The 17083-nt window shown below is 70.2% G+C and carries 15 protein-coding genes; 12 read left to right on the top strand and 3 right to left on the bottom strand.

What is annotated here, in order from left to right; translation table 11 throughout:
* On the bottom strand, positions 1-3807 hold the full coding sequence (locus OWM54_RS10545; protein WP_267697403.1) for an FG-GAP-like repeat-containing protein: 3807 nt from the start codon (positions 3805-3807) through the stop codon (positions 1-3).
* 484 nt (positions 3808-4291) lie between these two features.
* On the opposite strand from OWM54_RS10545, the gene OWM54_RS10540 reads away from it, so the two are divergent.
* The 4 genes from OWM54_RS10540 (at position 4292) to OWM54_RS10525 (ending at position 8276) form a co-directional block, all read left to right on the top strand.
* On the top strand, positions 4292-5458 hold the full coding sequence (locus OWM54_RS10540) for an acyl-CoA dehydrogenase family protein (RefSeq protein WP_267697402.1): 1167 nt from the start codon (positions 4292-4294) through the stop codon (positions 5456-5458).
* A 56-nt stretch (positions 5459-5514) separates the two neighbouring features.
* A complete protein-coding gene (locus tag OWM54_RS10535; RefSeq protein ID WP_223752047.1) occupies positions 5515-7110 on the top strand; it encodes an AMP-binding protein in 1596 nt (531 codons plus the stop codon).
* Between the two features lie 110 nt (positions 7111-7220).
* The gene (locus OWM54_RS10530; protein WP_420715372.1) at positions 7221-7922 is read left to right on the top strand and encodes an iron-containing redox enzyme family protein; all 702 of its coding nucleotides are present in this window, start codon (positions 7221-7223) and stop codon (positions 7920-7922) included.
* Between the two features lie 93 nt (positions 7923-8015).
* The gene (locus OWM54_RS10525) at positions 8016-8276 is read left to right on the top strand and encodes a DUF3892 domain-containing protein (protein WP_141332259.1); all 261 of its coding nucleotides are present in this window, start codon (positions 8016-8018) and stop codon (positions 8274-8276) included.
* Positions 8277-8286: 10 nt separating this feature from the next.
* Here the strand turns inward: OWM54_RS10525 and OWM54_RS10520 are convergent, their stop codons facing one another.
* Positions 8287-9369 (bottom strand): LuxR C-terminal-related transcriptional regulator, encoded by a 1083-nt coding sequence (locus OWM54_RS10520; protein WP_267697400.1) that lies wholly within the window; start codon positions 9367-9369, stop codon positions 8287-8289.
* 258 nt (positions 9370-9627) lie between these two features.
* On the opposite strand from OWM54_RS10520, the gene OWM54_RS10515 reads away from it, so the two are divergent.
* The 4 genes from OWM54_RS10515 to OWM54_RS10500 all read left to right on the top strand — a co-directional run bounded on the left by OWM54_RS10515 (position 9628) and on the right by OWM54_RS10500 (position 13395).
* The gene (locus OWM54_RS10515; protein WP_267697399.1) at positions 9628-10158 is read left to right on the top strand and encodes a DUF2147 domain-containing protein; all 531 of its coding nucleotides are present in this window, start codon (positions 9628-9630) and stop codon (positions 10156-10158) included.
* A gap of 85 nt (positions 10159-10243) precedes the next feature.
* A complete protein-coding gene (gene gap, locus OWM54_RS10510) occupies positions 10244-11260 on the top strand; it encodes a type I glyceraldehyde-3-phosphate dehydrogenase (protein WP_267697398.1) in 1017 nt (338 codons plus the stop codon).
* A 13-nt stretch (positions 11261-11273) separates the two neighbouring features.
* On the top strand, positions 11274-11966 hold the full coding sequence (locus OWM54_RS10505; protein WP_267697397.1) for a RibD family protein: 693 nt from the start codon (positions 11274-11276) through the stop codon (positions 11964-11966).
* Positions 11967-12036: 70 nt separating this feature from the next.
* Entirely contained in the window at positions 12037-13395 is a 1359-nt protein-coding gene (locus OWM54_RS10500; protein ID WP_267697396.1) for a 3-oxoacyl-ACP reductase, read from the top strand.
* Positions 13396-13404: 9 nt separating this feature from the next.
* On the opposite strand, the gene OWM54_RS10495 is transcribed toward OWM54_RS10500, so the two are convergent.
* A complete protein-coding gene (locus OWM54_RS10495; RefSeq protein ID WP_267697395.1) occupies positions 13405-14055 on the bottom strand; it encodes a TetR/AcrR family transcriptional regulator C-terminal domain-containing protein in 651 nt (216 codons plus the stop codon).
* A gap of 46 nt (positions 14056-14101) precedes the next feature.
* Here OWM54_RS10495 and OWM54_RS10490 point away from each other — a divergent pair, with 46 nt between their 5' ends.
* The 4 genes from OWM54_RS10490 (at position 14102) to OWM54_RS10475 (ending at position 17066) form a co-directional block, all read left to right on the top strand.
* Complete coding sequence (locus tag OWM54_RS10490) at positions 14102-14992, top strand: M28 family peptidase (RefSeq protein WP_267697394.1); 891 nt, start codon at positions 14102-14104, stop codon at positions 14990-14992.
* Positions 14993-15067: 75 nt separating this feature from the next.
* On the top strand, positions 15068-15352 hold the full coding sequence (locus OWM54_RS10485; RefSeq protein WP_046711902.1) for an autorepressor SdpR family transcription factor: 285 nt from the start codon (positions 15068-15070) through the stop codon (positions 15350-15352).
* Positions 15352-16026, top strand: coding sequence for an SdpI family protein (locus OWM54_RS10480; protein ID WP_223752039.1), 675 nt, complete (start codon positions 15352-15354; stop codon positions 16024-16026). The genes OWM54_RS10485 and OWM54_RS10480 overlap by 1 nt, the downstream gene beginning before the upstream one ends.
* Before the next feature lie 11 nt (positions 16027-16037).
* A complete protein-coding gene (locus tag OWM54_RS10475) occupies positions 16038-17066 on the top strand; it encodes an alpha/beta hydrolase family protein (RefSeq protein WP_267697393.1) in 1029 nt (342 codons plus the stop codon).
* The last annotated feature ends 17 nt before the right edge of the window (positions 17067-17083 follow it).

Raw genomic sequence — 17083 nt, 5'->3', positions numbered from 1 at the left:
TCAGGGCGGCACGCAGACGTTCAGCACCATCGTCGCCGCCTGGGCGTCCACGCTGCTGAAGGCGAGGTCGGGCAGGCCGTCCGCGTTCCAGTCCGCGATGAGCCCGTCGCGGGCGGTGCGTCCCCAGCCGGGCAGGGGACCCAGGGCGAAGGTGTTGGGCGTGGTCTGCATCACCACGCGTGCGCCGAACGGCTCGAAGGAGAAGGTGTCCGTGAGGCCGTCGGCGTTGAAGTCCGCCGTGAGGATGCCATTGCCCGCGCGGATGCCCAGGCTGTGCTTGGGCGTCAGCGTGGGCTGACGGGCCGAATCATAGGTGAGCAGTCCCACCTCGCCCCGGTCGATGAGCAGGCCGACGGTGCCCTGGCCTTCCAGGTCCGCGCGACCCATGGCGCGGTGCGTGTACTCGCCGGTGAAGGTCGTCTGTCCGGTGAACGTGCCGTCGCCATTGCCCCAGACGACGTACACCTCGCCCTTGTCGATGTTGGGGTTGCCCGGACGCAGGAGCGCCAGGTCCATGTGGCCATCCCGGTCCAGGTCGGCGGAGACCAGGGTGTGCACCTCGTAGTTGGCCGTCACGTCCACGGTGAGGCGGGGCGCGAACTTCCCGCTGCCCTGGTTGAGCCACACGCCGAGCTGGATTTTCGAGGGGGTGAACCGCTCCGTCGTCACCAGGTCGAAGCGGCCATCCTCGTTGAGGTCCACCGCGATGAGCTCCGCCTGCGTCCAGTCCTCGTCGTAGCGCTCCGCGGGCGCGAAGCCTCCGCCCGGCAGGCGCTTGAAGACGACGAGCTGGGGCAGCACGCCCGTGGACGGCGTCAGCGACGTGGTGAGGGCGGCCAGGTCCTCGCGCCCGTCACCGTCCAGGTCCACGGAGACCAGGTCCTGCACCCCGGCGGTGACCTTCTTTCCCGCGGGAGGCACGAACACGGGTGACAGCACGGCGGTGCTCCGCTCCGGGCTGCCCGACAGCGACATGAAGATGGCGTTCTTCTCGTTGCTCCCGGCGGCCAGGTCGGCGAAGCCGTCCGCGTTGAAGTCGCCGCTGGCGAGCCCGCCCGGGGCGCCCTCGAGCTGGAGGCTCTCCATCAGGGAACTCGTGCCCCAGAGCATCTGGACGGACATGTAGCCGGTGAGCGCCACGTCCGTGAAGCCATCGCCGTCGAAGTCACCCGCGGCGGGCGCGTAGTGCTCGCCGTTGTAGCCGAGGCTGCGCGGCGTGGAGAAGGGCATGGGACCGGCGCTGCCCGGCAGGAGGTTGAGCTGCCCGCCCGGGGCGCTGGTCCAGAACAGGTCCTGGCGGCCATCCCCGTTCATGTCGGCCAGCAGGGGCGACCGGACCGTCGAGCCGAACGGACGGGCGAAGGGCATCTCGGACGCGAGCGCCAGCGTCCCACCCGAGGGGCTGAAGACGCGGACCTTCTCGGGGTGGAGCAGGGCCAGGTCGTCCACGGCGCCGTCGTGGTCGAAGTCACCCGCCACCAGGTTTCCGTAGCAACTGGTGCACGGAGCGTAGACGGGGACCCGGAACGAGCCGGTGCCCGTGCCGTTGACCTGCACGATGCGGTTGTTGGCGCTGTCGAGCCGGGCGTAGTCCAGGTTCCCGTCCCCGTTGAAGTCGGCCACCACGGGGCAGTCGTACGTGTCGGAGGAGATGACGGTGGTGGGGGCGAAGAAGGTGCCGTCCCCCTTGCCGCGATAGAGCAGCGTCCGTCCCAGGTGGACATGGGCGAAGAGGTCCAGCTTCCCGTCGCGGTCGAAGTCCCGGGCGGTGAGGCAGTTGAAGCTGGTGGTGACGTTGGTGCCCAGCGGCGTCGACAGGGGCGCCTGGAAGGTGCCCGTGCCCTGGCCGAGGTAGACGGTGAAGCCGCCCGTCCTGTCATCGCTGTCGGTGCCCAGGATGGCGGCGACATCCAGCTTCCCGTCACCATTGAAGTCCGCCACCACGGGGGGCTCCGAGCTGAGGACGTTGCCGGCGCTGGCGGAGTTGGCCAGCCGCGTGAAGCCGCGCCCGGGCCCGCTGGCGAGCACGGTGATGTCGAACAGGTTGCCCACCAGGACGTCCTGGCGTGAGTCCCCGTTGAAGTCGCCGGCGCCCATGAAGTCTCCCCCCGTGGGGTAGGCGAACTGGGACACGGGCGCGAAGGACGGCGTCGCGCACGCCAGGGGCACGACGTGGCGGTGGAATGCCGGCGCGGAGGGGCGTCCGTCACCCGCGCTGTTCCGGGCCTTCACCTGGAACAGGTAGGTGGTGCCGGTGGTCAGCCCGGGCACCGTGGCCACGCGGGCGCTCGCCGGGACGGTGACGGAGCCGCCGCCGGGTGTGGCGGTGACGACGTACCCGGTGACGGGGTCCGTGGCGGGCGCGGAGGCCGGGTTCCAGCGCACGACGGCGCCCGCGGAGGTGGAGTGCACGCGCACGTCGGTGGGCGCGCGCGGCTGGGCGCGCAGCTGGATGGGCGCGGAGGTGGTGGCCGGGCCAGCGCCCACGCTGTTCGAAGCGGTCAGCGTGAAGGTGTAGGTGGCGCCGGGCGTGAGCGTGGAGAGGCGGGCCACGGTGGGCGAGGCTGGGAAGCTCTGGTCCACGCCCGCGGGGGTGGAGACGAGCCGGTAGCTGGTGACGGGTCGGCCACCGTCGTTGGCGGGCGGCTGCCAGTCCAGCTCGAGCTGCCCCGCGTGGTAGACGCCGGTGAGCTGGACGGGAGCCGATGGCGGCGAGGGGAGCGTCACGGAGGGGGTGGTGGCGGTGGCGCCCGTGCCCGACGAGTTCTGCGCGGCCACGCTGAAGCTGTACGTGGCGCCGTCGGCGAGGCCCGTCAGGTAGAGGCTGGTCGCCGTCGAGGACGCCTGCTGGGACACGCCCGTGGGGTGCGTGGTGACGACGTAGCCCGAAATCGCGGCGCCACCGTTGTTCGTGGGCGCGGTCCAACGCACCTCCGCCGCGCGGATGTAGGGCGTCACCGTGACGTTCTGGGGCGCGCTCGGCAGGGCGGCGACGCGGACCGACGAGCTGGTGTTGGGCGTGGAGGTCCCCACCGCGGTGGTGACCACCAGCGTGAAGGTGTAGCTCTGGCCGTTGGTGAGGCCGGTGACGAGCGCGGACCTCTCGGTCGTGTGGATGACCTGGCCACCCGGAGCCACGGTGACGGTGTAGCCCTGGATGGGCTGGCCGCCGTCCGACGGCAGGCTCCACTCCAGCTCCACCTTCTGGTCCGCGCCCTTCAAGCGGGTCCAGGTCGGCGTGGCCGGCAAGGAGAAGGTGCGCACGGCGGCGGACTGGGTGGAGGTCTGCCGGGTGCCATCCGCGTAGATGGCGGTGACGGTGAAGCGGTACTGCGTGCCATTGGCCAGGCCGGTGACGACCGCCGTTCGGGCGGCGGCGCCCGCGCTGACCTTGAGGCTGGAGGGCGTGGCGGCGACCTCGAACGAGGACAGCGCGCTGCCCGTGGTGGACGGGGTGTAGCTCCAGGCCACGGTCATCTCGCGGATGCCCGGCGTCGCCGTCACCCCGGTGGGCGCGGTCAGTGTCTCGGTGCCCGCGTCACTCCGGCCCGCGTCGGGCGTGCCGGCATCCTCGCGGCCCGCGTCCGGAGTCCCAGCGTCCGGAGCTCCCGCATCCGGAGTGCCTGCATCCGGAGTCCCGGAGTCCGCCTCACCCGCGTCGGTCTCGTCGGGCTTGCCCGCGTCGGCGGTGCCCGCGTCGGTCAGGAGGGAGTCGCCGGGGGCCTCGGAGGAGGACTTTCCTCCACAGCCCACGGCTCCGAAGCCGACGAGAATCGTCGTGGTCAGCAGGAGGATGAATGCTCGCATGATGCCTGACTCTCCAGGGCGGGGGCGCCCAAGGGCGTTGTCCTCCTCAACGTCTCGTCCGGGAGAATGTCGCGACGAATCGGGTGCACGGGCGGCGAGCACCCACCGTCACGGTGACGGTCGGCTCCACGGGCCACGCGCGCGCCCCTCGTCCCGATTCCGCGCCACGTGGAGGGGGGCGCACCGTGGGTCGGGCCACTGTGCGCACCCGCTGCACATCCCGGTGGATGACGCGGTGGGCCGAAGTGCCGCGAACGACACGACGGTGTCCCCTCCAGGGAGGAGTCCTTGTGGGGGGCGGGATGTCCGCTCGTCTGGTTCTTGAAAAAAGCAAGCGTGCTTGCTTTTTTAGAAGGGCGGGATGCAGACTCGGGGCTCATCGGTAGGAGGGTGTGCTGGACGCCCGTTGGGTGCGCGCGCCGCGCCGGGGTGGCGCCCTCCCTTCGTCGACCCTTCTCTGGCTTTCGAGCCACCGAGGCAGCGCATGCACGAGACCCAGGAACACCGCGCCATCCGTCAGACGGTCCGCAAGTTCGTCGAGCAGGAGCTCAACCCCCACGTGGACGCGTGGGAGGATGCGGAGCTCTTCCCGGCGCGGGAGGTGTTCAAGAAGCTGGGGGAATTGGGGCTGCTGGGCATCACCAAGCCCACGGAGTTCGGCGGGCTGGGGCTGGACGCCTCGTTCTCGGTCGCCTTCGCGGAGGAGCTGGGGCACTGCACCTGCGGCGCGCTGCCCATGGCCATCGGCGTCGTCACGGACATGGCCACGCCCGCGCTCGCCCGCTTCGGAAGTGACGAGCTGCGACGGGAGTTCCTCGCGCCCACGCTCGCCGGGGAGCGCGTGTGCTCCATCGCGGTGAGCGAGGCCGGCGCCGGCTCCGACGTGGCGAGCGTGACGACCACCGCGCGCCGCGACGGCGACGACTACGTCATCGACGGTGGAAAGATGTGGATTACCAACGGCATGCAGGCGGACTGGGTCTGCCTGCTCGCCAACACGGGGGACGGCCCGGCGCACGCGAACAAGTCGCTCATCATCGTCCCCATGGACCGGCCCGGCATCACCCGCGCGAAGATTCGCAAGCTCGGCATGTGGGCGTCCGACACCGCGCAGCTCTTCTTCGACGGCGTGCGCGTCCCGGTGCGAAACCGCATCGGCGACGAGGGGCGCGGCTTCGCCATGCAGATGCAGCAGTTCCAGGAGGAGCGCCTCTTCGTGGCGGCGAGCACCCTGGTGACGTTCGACCGGCTCATCGCGCAGACGGCCGAGTACGCGCGGGAGCGCAAGGCCTTCGGCCAGTCGATTCTCGACAACCAGTCCGTGCACTTCCGGCTCGCGGAGCTGCAGACGGAGGTGGAGGCGCTCCGGGCGCTCATCTACCGCACCGTCGCCCTCTACATCGAGAACAAGGACGACCCGCAGGTGGTGAAGCTCGCCTCCATGTGCAAGCTCAAGTCGGGGCGGCTCGCCCGGGAGCTGGTCGACGGCTGCCTCCAATACTGGGGCGGCATGGGCTTCACCTGGGACAACCCGCTGGCGCGCGCGCACCGTGACTTGCGCCTGGGGTCCATCGGCGGCGGCGCCGACGAGGTGATGCTCGGCATCATCAGCAAGGCCATGGGCACCCTGCCTCGCAAGTCGCGAGGCTGAGGTGCATGACGGGGGGGACCACTCGCGCGCCCGAGTCGGGCGGGAAGGAGCACACGATGGGACAGACCCCGGAAGCCGTCTACAAGCACATCAGCCGCGTCTCGCTGGGAGACATCCTCCGCCGCTCGGCGCTCCGGTGGCCGGAGCGCACGGCGCTCATCGACGGTGAGCTGGAGCTTTCCTACGCGGAGCTGGACCGGCGGGCCAACGCGTTCGCCCACCACCTGCTCGGCGAAGGACTCTCCCCGGGCGCGCGGGTGGCCATGCTCTGCGGCAACTCCGCGCAGATGGTCACCGCCTTCTTCGGAATCTACAAGGCGGGCCTGGTCTGGGTGCCCATCAACACGGGCCTCTCCGTGGAGGCCATCGGCTACATCCTCGAGCACGCCGAGGTGTCGCGGGTGGTCATCGACCTGGAGCTGCTCGCGAAGCCGGAGCTGCGCGCGATGCTCGACGCGCGGGGCCTGGGCCTCATCGTCTGTGTCCCCGAGGGACAGGCCGCGCCCGGAGGCGGCACCGTCGCCTTCCTCGACACGCTGAAGGGCCAGCACGGCACGCCGCCGGCGGTGGACATCGAGAGCACGCAGCTGGCGCAGATCATGTACACCAGCGGCACCACCGGTCAGCAGAAGGGCGTGATGCACTCGCACGCGTCCATCCACTCGGCGCTCAGCGGGAACCTGTTCGAGCTGGAGCTGCGTCCCAGCGACGTGACGGTGTGCGTGCTGCCGATGTTCCACTGCGCGCAGCACGCCGTCTCCGTGTCGTTCCTCATGGCGGGCGCCACCGTCATCGTGCGGCGGGTGTTCGAGCCCGGCGCCATGCTCGCCACCATCGAGCGGCGCGGCGTCACCTTCCTGTTGGGCCTGCCCATCATGTACGGCGCCATGCTGGCGCACCCGGCGCGTCCGACGACGAAGCTGTCCAGCCTGCGCATGTGTCTGTACGTCATGGCGCCCATGGCGCGCACGCTGCTCGTGGAGCTCCTGGAGAAGTTCTGTCCGGGCGGGTTCGCGCTCGCGTCGGGGCAGACGGAGATGTACCCGGCCACCACCATGTTCAAGCCCGAGCAGCAGCTCAAGCGGTTCGGCTCGTACTGGGGGGACTCGGTGGTGACGAACGAGACGGCCATCATGGATGACGAGGGCCGGCTGCTCGGCCGCGGCGAGGTGGGCGAAATCGTCCACCGCGGGCCGAACGTGATGCTCGGCTACTACAAGGACCCGGAGGCCACCGAGCGCGCGCGGGCGTTCGGCTGGCACCACACCGGCGACCTCGGCATGTTCGACGCCGACGGCCAGCTGCTCTTCGTGGACCGCAAGAAGGACATGATCAAGACCGGTGGAGAGAACGTCCCGTCCATCAAGGTCGAGGAGGTCCTCCTGCGCCACCCCGCCGTCCTGCAGGTGGCGGTGGTGGGCCTGCCGCACCCGCGCTGGGCGGAGGCCGTCACCGGCTTCGTCGTGCTCAAGCCCGGCGCCTCGGCCACGGCGCCGGACCTCATCACCCACTGCAAGCAGCACCTCGGCGGCTTCGAGGTGCCCAAGTCCGTCGTCCTGCTGGAGGCCATGCCGCAGACGTCCACCGGCAAGGCCCAGAAGTTCGTGCTCCGTCAGCAGCACGAGCGGCACTACCAGGACGACGCGGCGTAGCGGCACCCAGGCCTCGGACAGGGGCCTCCTCTCCCCGCTGTCTCCCCACGCAAACGTCGCCGCGGCGCACTCCGGGCCGCGGCGACGAAGGGAGTCACATGGACGGCCGGATGTGGCCCGGAGAGGAGACACACGTGCAGACGCGGACGCAGGACCCGACGGGGTGGGTGGAGCTTCTGGACCAGGAGGCGAGGGCGCTGGTGGCGGCGCTGGACGCGCACCCGGACGCGCGGCGGCTCTTCGACGGCACGCTCGACGAGGCGGGCTACATCCACTACCTCGTCCAGACGTACCACTACGCGCGCTGGAGCACGCCGATGCTGGGCGACGCCGGGCGCAGGCTGCGGCGGCTGGGCACGCACCCCTGGCTGGCGGAGCTGCTGCTGCGCAAGGCGGACGAGGAGCGCGGCCACGAGAAGTGGCTCCTGTCGGACCTGAAGAACCTGGGCGTCGGGGCGGAGCGCGTCGAGCGCGCGGTGAGGACGCCCGCGGTGGAGGCGTACACCGGCTGGAACTTCTTCACGTCCCGCTCGGGTGTGCCGACGGCGGTGCTGGGGACGGCGTACGTCCTGGAGTACCTCTCCCAGACGCGCGCGAGCGGCGCGGTGGAGCGCCTCATCGCCGTGGACGCCATCCCCCATATCCGCAAGGCGGTGACGTTCCTGCGCAGCCACGGCGCGCTGGACGAGGGCCACGTGGCGGAGATGAACGCGGTGCTGCGCGAACTGACGGACCCCGAGGAGCAGGCCGCGGTGGTCCTCTCCGCGCGCGCCACGCGCAGCATCTACCCGGGCATCTTCCGGGAGGGCTGAAGCGGGCCTCTACCTCCGGGGAGGTAGAGACACCTTGCGCCTGGACGGCGATCCTCCGCCCTCAACCGTGGCATTCGAACCGGAGGCGACTTCATGCGCTACATCACCCAGATACGACTCGAGGGGGGCACGCTCCACGAGCACATCACCCGCCTGCGCTGGGTCGAGGCGACCCACGCGGGAGAGTGCAGCCGCGCGGAGCTGGTGCTGTGGGTCCAGAGGGGCGGGGATGCGCGGGTGCGCAACCGCCCCATGGACGTGAAGGTGGAGGTGGTCGAGGCGACGCCTCCGTACCTGCGCACGAAGGCGAACGGCATCTCCACCGACAACCTGCTCGCGCTCCCACGCTTCTAGGAGCGACTGCTCAGAGGGGCCGGTTGAGGTGCGAGGCCTGGTAGAGGAAGTCCGCGCGGTTGTCGACCTTCAGCCGGCCGAAGATGTCACGCACGTGCGTCTTCACCGTGTCCTCGGAGAGCCCGAGGTGCTCGGCGATCTGCTCGTTGGACCAGTTGCGCAGGATGCCCTGGGCGATGTCGACCTGCCGGTTCGTGAGCTGCAGGCGCATGTTCTGCGGGAGGGGAATCGACATGGGGACCTCGTTCATGGACAGGGCCCACTGGGCGGGGCCCTCGGGCTGGGGCAGTTCGATGAAGCGCACCACCAGGTACGTCTCGCCGCGCAGCGACACGAGCGGGTTGTGCTTGAGCCGCTCGTCCGGGGACATGCGCGTCAGGGCCTGCAGTCGCTCCAGCAACATGCCCGGGATGCCCGATGCGTGGAGGTCGGAGGGCGCGAACCACGTGTCCAGGAGCACCCTGGCGCGCTCCGAGCGCAGGAGCTCGCGGCTCGGCGGGAGCACCACCAGGAAGCCCGCGTCCGGCCGGTTGTAGAGCTCCTCCAGGAGCCTCGCGCCGCTGCGGGCCGCCTGCATGTCGCGGCAGTTGCGGATCGCGTTGGTGAGGTGGGGCGTGAGGCTCGTGAGGAGCTCGGCTTCGTGCTCGGAGAACTCCACCCGGCGGTCCCGGTACAGGGTGAAGGCGCCGAGCAGGGTCTCCTTGGCGGGCAGCAGCACGGCCATGACGTGCTCCAGCCTGAGGTCCAGCTCCTGGCTGCGCCGGTACAGCGCGCTGGCTTCCAGCGCCCTGCGCGGCAGCATCTGCGTGTCCCGGAGCACCACGTTGGGCTGCGCGAAGATGGGCGCGCGCACGAAGTCCGAGTCTGCCCACCGGGGGTACTCGTCCAGCAGCGCCAGCCGGTGGCCGGGGACCAGCCACTGGAAGTCGAGGGGCGGCCCCGGCGTCATCACGCACAGACCCATGTGGTCCGCGGGGGTGAGCTCGAGCAGCGGGGCCCGCGTCGCCTCCAGGACCAGCGGCAGGGACAGGGAGCTGTGGAGGGCGGTGATGATTCTCTCCCTCAGTTCGAGTTCCTTCGACGTGAAGTGCATCGCCGTGAACGTCCTCGGGTTCGTGCTGCGCCTGGCTTCTTGAATAGGCGCGCGCCCGAGGGCTGTCGCTCACCCCTGGGGGGTAGGCCCCGGGCTTGACGGGTGGCCCCTGGCGAATGGTGTCGATGCCGCACAGCGGCATCCGTGCGCGTCACGCGGGGCTGCCTCCTGGTGTGACGTTGGAGTACAACCGGGCTGGTGGGGCGCTCGAGCGCAAGCCCCCTCCGACGTGAGCCCCGCGCGCAAGGACCTCAAGACATGAAAGCAACCCGGTGGTTCGGACTCACTTCCCTGTGTCTGATGATGGCCTCGAACGCCCTGGCCCAGGACGCGGCTCCCGCCGCGGCCCCTGCCGCCGAGGCTCCCGCCGCCGCGCCGGCCGCGAAGGCCCCCGCCGCCGCTCCGTCGACCGGTCCCACGGGCCGGTGGACGACCATCGATGACGAGACGAAGAAGCCCAAGTCCGTCATCGTCATCACCGAGCAGGACGGCAAGCTGTTCGGCAAGATTGAGAAGCTCTTCCGCGAGCCGACCGAGGACCAGAACCCCGTCTGCGACAAGTGCCAGGGTTCGCTCAAGGACCAGCCCATCATCGGGATGACCATCCTCCAGAACCTGAAGAAGGACGACGACGAGTGGACGGGCGGCACCATCCTCGACCCGGCCAACGGCAAGACCTACAAGTGCAAGGTCGCCGTCGAGGACGGTGGCAAGAAGCTGAAGGTGCGCGGCTACATCGGCATGTCCCTGCTGGGCCGCACCCAGCACTGGGTCCGCGCCACGGAGTAGTGGAGTTCGCCTGATGAGCCCGGCGGCGGGCTCCCCATCCGTGGGGAGCCCCCGCCATCCCTTCTTCCCAAGGAGACCTGACGCAATGACCCGGAAACTCGCCATCAACGGCTTCGGCCGCATCGGCCGCTGCATCGTCCGCGCGATGTTCGAGCGAGGCATCAAGGACCTGGAGCTCGTCGCGCTCAATGACCTGACGGACGCCGCGACGCTCGCGCACCTGTACAACTACGACACCGTCCATGGTCGGGCCACGCACCGGGCCGAGGCGCGGGACGGCAAGCTCGTCATCGAGGGCCGTGAGATTCGCGTCGTCGCGGAGAAGGACCCGGGCAAGCTCCCCTGGAAGGAGCTGGGCGTGGACATCGTGCTGGAGTGCACGGGCCTGTTCACCGACAAGGAGAAGGCCGTCGCGCACCTGTCCGCCGGGGCTCGCAAGGTCATCATCGGCGCGCCGGCCAAGGGCCACGACGCGACCATCGTCCTGGGCGTGAACACGCAGGACTACGACGCCGCGAAGCACCACGTCATCTCGTGCGGCTCGTGCACGACGAACTGCCTGGCGCCGGTGGCGAAGGTGCTGCTGGACGGCTTCGGGCTGGAGCGCGGCCTGATGACGACGACGCACTCGTACACCAATGACCAGGCGCTGCTCGACGTGCCGCACCGCAAGGGCGACCTGCGCCGGGCGCGCGCCGCCGCGCAGAACATCATCCCCGCGTCCTCCGGGGCCGCCAAGGCGCTGAGCGAGGTCATCCCGTCGCTCAAGGGCAAGTTCGATGGTCAGGCGATGCGCGTGCCGACGATGGACGTCTCGCTCGTGGACCTCACCTTCGAGAGCACCCGGCCGCTCACCAAGGACTCGATTCACGCCGCGATGAAGGCGGCGAGCGAGGGGCCGATGGCGAACATCCTCGGCTACACCGAGGAGCAGCTGGTCTCCAGCGACTACCTGGGGGATGCGCGCTCCTCCATCTTCGACGCCACGCTCACCCAGGTGCTGGGCGAGCGCTTCGCCAAGGTCTTCGCCTGGTACGACAACGAGTGGGGCTTCTCGAACCGGATGATCGAGCTCTCCCAGCTCGTGGCCTCCAGGCTCTGACAGGAGCCGGACCATGAAGGACGCGAAGCGGCCGTATGTCATCTGCCACATGGTCTCATCGCTCGACGGGCGCATCGTCACGAAGGGGTGGAAGCTGCCACCCCGGGCGATGGCCGAGTACGAGCGCACGGCGGAGACCTACGACGCGGACGCGTGGATGATTGGCCGCATCTCCATGGAGCCCTACGCCGGCAAGGCGAAGGTGCCCGTGCGCAAGGCGGGCGCGCCGATTCCCCGCGAGGACTTCATCGCGCGGCGCGACGCGGAGTCCTACGCCATCGTGGTGGACCCGTCCGGGAAGCTCACGTGGAGGTCGGGCTCCATCGACGAGGAGCACGTCATCACCCTCCTCACCGAGCAGGTCTCCGACGACTACCTGGCGTTCCTCCAGGCCAAGGGCGTCTCGTACCTGTTCGGCGGCAAGGGCTCGCTGGACCTGAAGAAGCTGCTCGCGAAGCTCCGGAAGGTGTTCGGCATCCGCAAGCTCCTGCTGGAGGGGGGCGGGAAGATCAACGGCACCTTCCTGGCCGCGGACCTCATCGACGAGCTGAGCATCCTGGTGGCGCCCATCGCGGATGGCGGCGTGGGCACGCCCTCGCTGTTCGACGTGGAGGGGAAGCGGGGGCGCGCGCGGCACCTGAAGCGGGTCTCCGTCGAGAAGCGCGCGGGGGACTTGCTCTGGCTGCGCTACAAGCCGAAGCGCTGAGCGCGAGGCCCGGGCACTCCTGCTACGGTCCCCGGCGCCTCGCCTTCCCAAGTCTCCGGAGTCCCCCACCATGACCGACCGGCTCATGTCCCTGGCCCACAACCCGTTCACCCGTGGGCTCGTGAAGGCCCTGGGCCTGCCCCAGCCCACGCGGCTGGCCCGGGCCGAAGGGGGCTGGGCGGCGCAGCCCTTCGCGAACCGCGTCGTGGTGCTGGGCGCGGCCCCGGGTGGCTTCGCCGCAGAGGGCGCCCAGGCCGCGTTCACGAGCGGTGGCGCCCGGGTGCTGGATGGTCCTCCCTCGGACGCCTCCCAGCGCGTGGACGCGGTCCTCTTCGACGCCACGGGACTGGGCGGCCCCCAGGACACGCGCGCCCTCTACGACTTCTTCCACCCGCTGCTCCCCCGGCTCGCGCGCAACGCGCGGGTGCTGGTGCTGGCGGCGGAGCCGGGCGAGGCGCCGAGCCCCGCGGCCTCCGCCGCGGCGCGTGGCGTGGAGGGCTTCGTGCGCAGCCTGGGCAAGGAGGTGGGCCGCCAGGGTGTCACCGCGAACGTCGCCTACGTGGCGCGCGGCGCCGAGGCGCGGCTGGCCGGCCCGGTGCGCTTCTTCTGCGACGTGGGGAGCACCTATGTGTCGGGTCAGGCGCTCCACCTCTCCGGCGACGTGCGCGCGGCGTCGGCCGTGCCGCTGCACGCGGCGTTGAGCGGCAAGGTGGCCCTGGTGACGGGTGCGGCGCGTGGCATCGGCGCGGCGACGGCGGAGCGGCTGGCCCAGGAGGGCGCGCGCGTGGTGTGCCTGGATGTGCCCGCGCTCGGGGACGCGCTGAAGCAGACCGCCGCGCGCGTGGGCGGTGAGGCGCTCCTGTTGGACGTCACCTCGCCGGATGCGCCCGCGAAGCTGGTGGCCGCGCTGAGGGCGGGCTCGGGCGGGGTGGACATCGTCGTGCACAACGCGGGCATCACCCGCGACCGCACGCTCGCGAAGATGACGCCAGAGCAGTGGGAGCAGGTGCTCACCGTCAACCTCGCGGCCATCGTGGCGATCGACGAGGCGCTGCTCGGCACCGGCGCGCTGCGCGACGACGGACGGCTGGTGTACCTGTCCTCCATCAGCGGTGTGTCCGGCAACTTCGGCCAGACCAACTACGCGACGAGCAAGGCGGCGCTCATCGGCTACGTGGCCGCGCTCGCGCCCCGGCTCGCCGCGCGGGGCATCTGCGCCAACGCCGTGGCCCCGGGCTTCATCGAGACCGCCATGGTGGCGAAGATGCCGCTGATGACGCGCGAGGTGGGCCGCCGGCTCAACTCTCTCTCCCAGGGTGGACAGCCGCGCGACGTCGCGGAGCTCGTCACCTTCCTGTCGAGCCCGGGCGCCCATGGCGTGACGGGCAACACGGTGCGCGTCTGCGGCCAGGGGCTCATCGGCGCCTGAGGGTGGGGCCTACTTCCGGGTGGGCTTGCGGCGCGCCGGGTTCGCCTCCAGCCCGGTCATCATCGCCTCCAGGCCCAGCTCGAACTCCTCCTCCACGTCGTGGCTGTCCAGCACGCGCGCGATTTCGTGGACGCGGGGGAAGTCCTTCTCGCTGAGCTGTTGATAGGCGGGATGTGATTGCGCGTCGTCGGGCTGGGGCGCGTAGCTGGAGAGCGAGTGGCCCACGACGAAGGCCATCAACACCTGGAGCGCGCTGAGCGCCTCGTCCGGACTGAAGCCCGCGGTGCGCAGTGTGTCGAGCACCGCCTCCACGTGGGCGATGGCCCCGGGCGTGACGGCGGCGCGCGTCGCGAACAGCGGCAGCGTGTTCGGGTGCGTGCGCAGGGCCTTGCGCAGCGCCTGGGCCCGCTCCCTCAACGCCGCCTGCCAGGTCCCCCCGCGCTTGGCGGAGGGCACCTCGGCGAGCACCGTCTCGAAGAGCCCGTCGAGGATGGCCGCCTTGTTGGGGACGTGGTTGTAGAGCGACATCGCCTCCACGCCCAGCGCCTGACCCAGCCGACGCATGGAGATGGCCTCCAGGCCCTCACGGTCGACGATGTCGAGCGCCGCGCTGAGGATCCGCTCCCTCGAAAGGGGTTCTCGTTTGTGCGTCTGCTTCATGTCGACTTGACGTGCTTACACCATAAGCTTACTAAGTAAGTCAATCATGGTCATTCGAGAGCGGGCAGCGGAGGCGGTGGTTGCATCTGTCGACAGGGCGGCCGTGGAGGCCGAGGCGCGGTTGCTCCGGTGGGTGGAGCGCCTGGCCATCCCTCGACACTTCGTCGTGAACGCGCGCAACAACGCCTGGGTCCGGGACGTGCTGGCGGAGGCGTTCGAGCGGCTGGGGCTCGACGTGCACATCCAGGGGCGCTACGGGAACGTGGTGGCGCTTCCCCGGAGCGCGAAGGGGCGCACGGTGACCTTCGTGGCGGCCCACTACGACAGCGTCCCGGACTGTCCTGGCGCGGACGACAACGCGAGCGGGCTGGCGGTGATGCTCGAGTGCGCCAGGGCGCTGGCGCTCCGCGGTGCGGGGGAGGGCGTGGGCTTCCTCGCGTTCAACGCGGAGGAGGACGGGTTCCTGGGCAGCGACGACTTCGTCACCCAGGGCGTGCCCGCGCTGCCATGCGGGCTGGGGACGACGCACGTGTTGGAGATGGTCGGCTTTCGCGAGCGCTCGGGCGTGGCGCAGCAACTGCCGCTGCCGTGGGTGCCCAAGGGCTTGCGGTCCCCGGACTTCCTCGGGCTGCTCGCGAAGGGGCGCTCCAATGGCGCGGTGGACCGGGCCCTCGGCTCGGACGCGGCGGCGGGGCTGCGGTTGATGGGCGCGAAGACGTGGGGACCGCTCTACCGGTTGCTGCCCGACCTGGCCCGCAGCGACCACGTCCCGTTCTGGCTGGCCGACCGCCCGGCGGTGCTCTGGACCGATACGGCGAACTTCCGCAATCCCCACTACCACCGCGCCACGGACACGCCCGACACGCTGGATTCCTCGTTCATGCGCGAGGTGTCCGAGCTGCTCGTCGCCGTCGTCACCGCCGAATCGGCCGCCTGAGCGCAGGGCCTCCGTGGCTTGACAGGCCTCCGGAAATCGTTATTTTGAAAGTCGTCAAACAATCGAAAGGTCCTGATGCGGACGCAGGAGGTCTTCAAGGCGATTTCGGATCCGACGCGGCGCAAGGTGCTCAAGCTCCTGCAGGGGGGCTCGAAGAGCGCGGGCGAGCTCGCGGAGGCGTTCGACATCACGAAGGGCTCGCTCTCGCATCACTTCAACGTGTTGAAGGCGGCGGACCTGGTGCGCAGCGAGCGACGGGGACAGCAGATCGTCTACTCCCTCAACACGACGGTGTTCGAGGACGTGGCGGCGCTGTTGATGGACCTCTTCAAGGTCGAGAAGAAGAACGGGGAGCCGTGATGCGAATCAGCCGCGCGAACGCAGTGGGTCTGGGGCTCGTCATCGTGTCGTTCGCGCTGGCGGTGGTGTTCTACGAGCGGCTGCCGGACTCCATCCCCACGCACTGGAACGCGAAGGGCGTAGCGGATGGCTACACGGCGAAGCCCTGGGGCCCCTTCATGCAGCCGCTGGTGATGGCGGGCGTGTACCTGGTGATGCTCGCGCTGCCGCGCATCTCACCCCGGGGCTATCGGATGGAGCGGTTCCAGTCCGTCTACGAGTTCGTCATGGCGATGCTGCTCGCGTTCCTGTTCATGGTGAACGGGCTGGTGCTGCTCGCGGGGCTGGGCGTGGACGTGCCCATGGCGCGCGCGCTCCACGCGGGGACGGGCCTGCTCTTCATGACGCTGGGCAACTTCATGGGGAAGGTCACCAAGAACTTCTTCTTCGGCATCCGCACGCCCTGGACGCTCGCGAACGACGAGGTCTGGCTGCGCACGCACCGGTTGGGCGGGAAGCTCTTCGTGCTCGCGGGCCTCGCGCTCGTGCTCACGGGGTTGATGGGGTACGGGCCGGACTTCGTGATGGTGCTCGTGGGCGTGGTGGTCGTGATTCCAGTCATCTACTCGTACGTCATCTCCCGCCGCCTCGAGCGCGGCTCGACGGATGACGAAGGCACCCAGCGGCCTCTGTGAGGGGAGGGAACATGCGTCGCGTTCTTCGAGGTTCGATTCTCACCACCTGGATGGTGTTTGGCGGCTGCGCGAGCTCGTCGTCGTCCCAGGCGCCCCAGGCGGCGGCCCCTGTCATGCGGGACCAGGCCCCCGTGCGGGCCGCGCCGTCGACCGCCGTGTCCGCCGCGCCGTATGTCGAGGCCTCGGCCTTCCGGAGTGAGGAGGTGTCGGTGGGGAAGGCGCCCTGGGAGCTGAAGGGGACGCTGACGGTGCCCTCGGGCAAGGGGCCCTTCCCGGGCATCATCCTGGTCCATGGCTCCGGTCCCCATGACCGGGACGAGACGGCGGGGCCCAACAAGCCGTTCAAGGACCTGGCCGAGGGGCTCTCCTCGCGAGGCATCGTGGTCCTGCGCTACGACAAGCGGACGAAGGTGTACGCGCGGCAGTCCGCGGCGGGCATCTCGATGGATGACGAGGTCGTCGTGGACGCTGTCGCCGCCGTGGAGGCCCTCAAGGCCCGCGCGGACATCGACCCGAAGCGCATCTTCGTGGTGGGGCACAGCCTGGGTGCGCTCCTGGCGCCGGAGATAGCGGTCCGCGCGGCCCCCGTCTCGGGCGCAGTCCTGCTGGCGCCGCCGGGGCGCGCGCCGTGGGACATCCTCCTCGCGCAGCTGCGCTACCTCGAGCAGCCCCCGGAGTTCATCGCCGGCATCGAGAAGGACGTGGAGCTGCTGAAGGCGGGGACGCTCGGCGACAAGAAGCTGCTGGGCGCTCCCGCCGCCTACTGGCGGGACTGGGCCTCACGGGACGGTGTCGCGATGGCCCGGAAGCTCGCGCGGCCCCCGCTCATCCTTCGCGGCGAGCGCGACTACCAGGTCACCGAGGAGGACCTCGCCGTCTGGAAGAAGGGGCTGCCCCAGGCCGAGGTGGTGACGATTCCTGGGAGCAACCACCTGTTCATCCAGGGCACCGGCAAGCCTGGCCCCGCCGAATACCAGACGCCGGGGCACGTGGATGCCCGGGTGGTCGACAGGCTCTCGGCGTTCATCTCGGGCCCTTGACTTTAAATCTATATAGG

Source organism: Myxococcus sp. MISCRS1 (genome assembly GCF_026626605.1).
Taxonomy (GTDB): domain Bacteria; phylum Myxococcota; class Myxococcia; order Myxococcales; family Myxococcaceae; genus Myxococcus; species Myxococcus fulvus.
Note: the sequence above shows the minus strand (reverse complement) of the source record. Positions and strands in the feature narration are given on the sequence as shown.

Excerpts from the sequence above, each read along its gene's own strand:
- OWM54_RS10545 (WP_267697403.1), bottom strand. The coding sequence starts at position 3,807 with ATGCGAGCATTCATCCTCCTGCTGACCACGACGATTCTCGTCGGCTTC.
- OWM54_RS10495 (WP_267697395.1), bottom strand. The coding sequence starts at position 14,055 with ATGAAGCAGACGCACAAACGAGAACCCCTTTCGAGGGAGCGGATCCTC.
- OWM54_RS10500 (WP_267697396.1), top strand. The coding sequence starts at position 12,037 with ATGACCGACCGGCTCATGTCCCTGGCCCACAACCCGTTCACCCGTGGG.
- OWM54_RS10530 (WP_420715372.1), top strand. The coding sequence starts at position 7,221 with ATGTGGCCCGGAGAGGAGACACACGTGCAGACGCGGACGCAGGACCCG.
- OWM54_RS10505 (WP_267697397.1), top strand. The coding sequence starts at position 11,274 with ATGAAGGACGCGAAGCGGCCGTATGTCATCTGCCACATGGTCTCATCG.
- OWM54_RS10525 (WP_141332259.1), top strand. The coding sequence starts at position 8,016 with ATGCGCTACATCACCCAGATACGACTCGAGGGGGGCACGCTCCACGAG.
- OWM54_RS10515 (WP_267697399.1), top strand. The coding sequence starts at position 9,628 with ATGAAAGCAACCCGGTGGTTCGGACTCACTTCCCTGTGTCTGATGATG.
- OWM54_RS10475 (WP_267697393.1), top strand. The coding sequence starts at position 16,038 with ATGCGTCGCGTTCTTCGAGGTTCGATTCTCACCACCTGGATGGTGTTT.
- OWM54_RS10485 (WP_046711902.1), top strand. The coding sequence starts at position 15,068 with ATGCGGACGCAGGAGGTCTTCAAGGCGATTTCGGATCCGACGCGGCGC.
- OWM54_RS10520 (WP_267697400.1), bottom strand. The coding sequence starts at position 9,369 with ATGCACTTCACGTCGAAGGAACTCGAACTGAGGGAGAGAATCATCACC.
- OWM54_RS10490 (WP_267697394.1), top strand. The coding sequence starts at position 14,102 with ATGGTCATTCGAGAGCGGGCAGCGGAGGCGGTGGTTGCATCTGTCGAC.
- OWM54_RS10480 (WP_223752039.1), top strand. The coding sequence starts at position 15,352 with ATGCGAATCAGCCGCGCGAACGCAGTGGGTCTGGGGCTCGTCATCGTG.
- OWM54_RS10535 (WP_223752047.1), top strand. The coding sequence starts at position 5,515 with ATGGGACAGACCCCGGAAGCCGTCTACAAGCACATCAGCCGCGTCTCG.
- gap (WP_267697398.1), top strand. The coding sequence starts at position 10,244 with ATGACCCGGAAACTCGCCATCAACGGCTTCGGCCGCATCGGCCGCTGC.
- OWM54_RS10540 (WP_267697402.1), top strand. The coding sequence starts at position 4,292 with ATGCACGAGACCCAGGAACACCGCGCCATCCGTCAGACGGTCCGCAAG.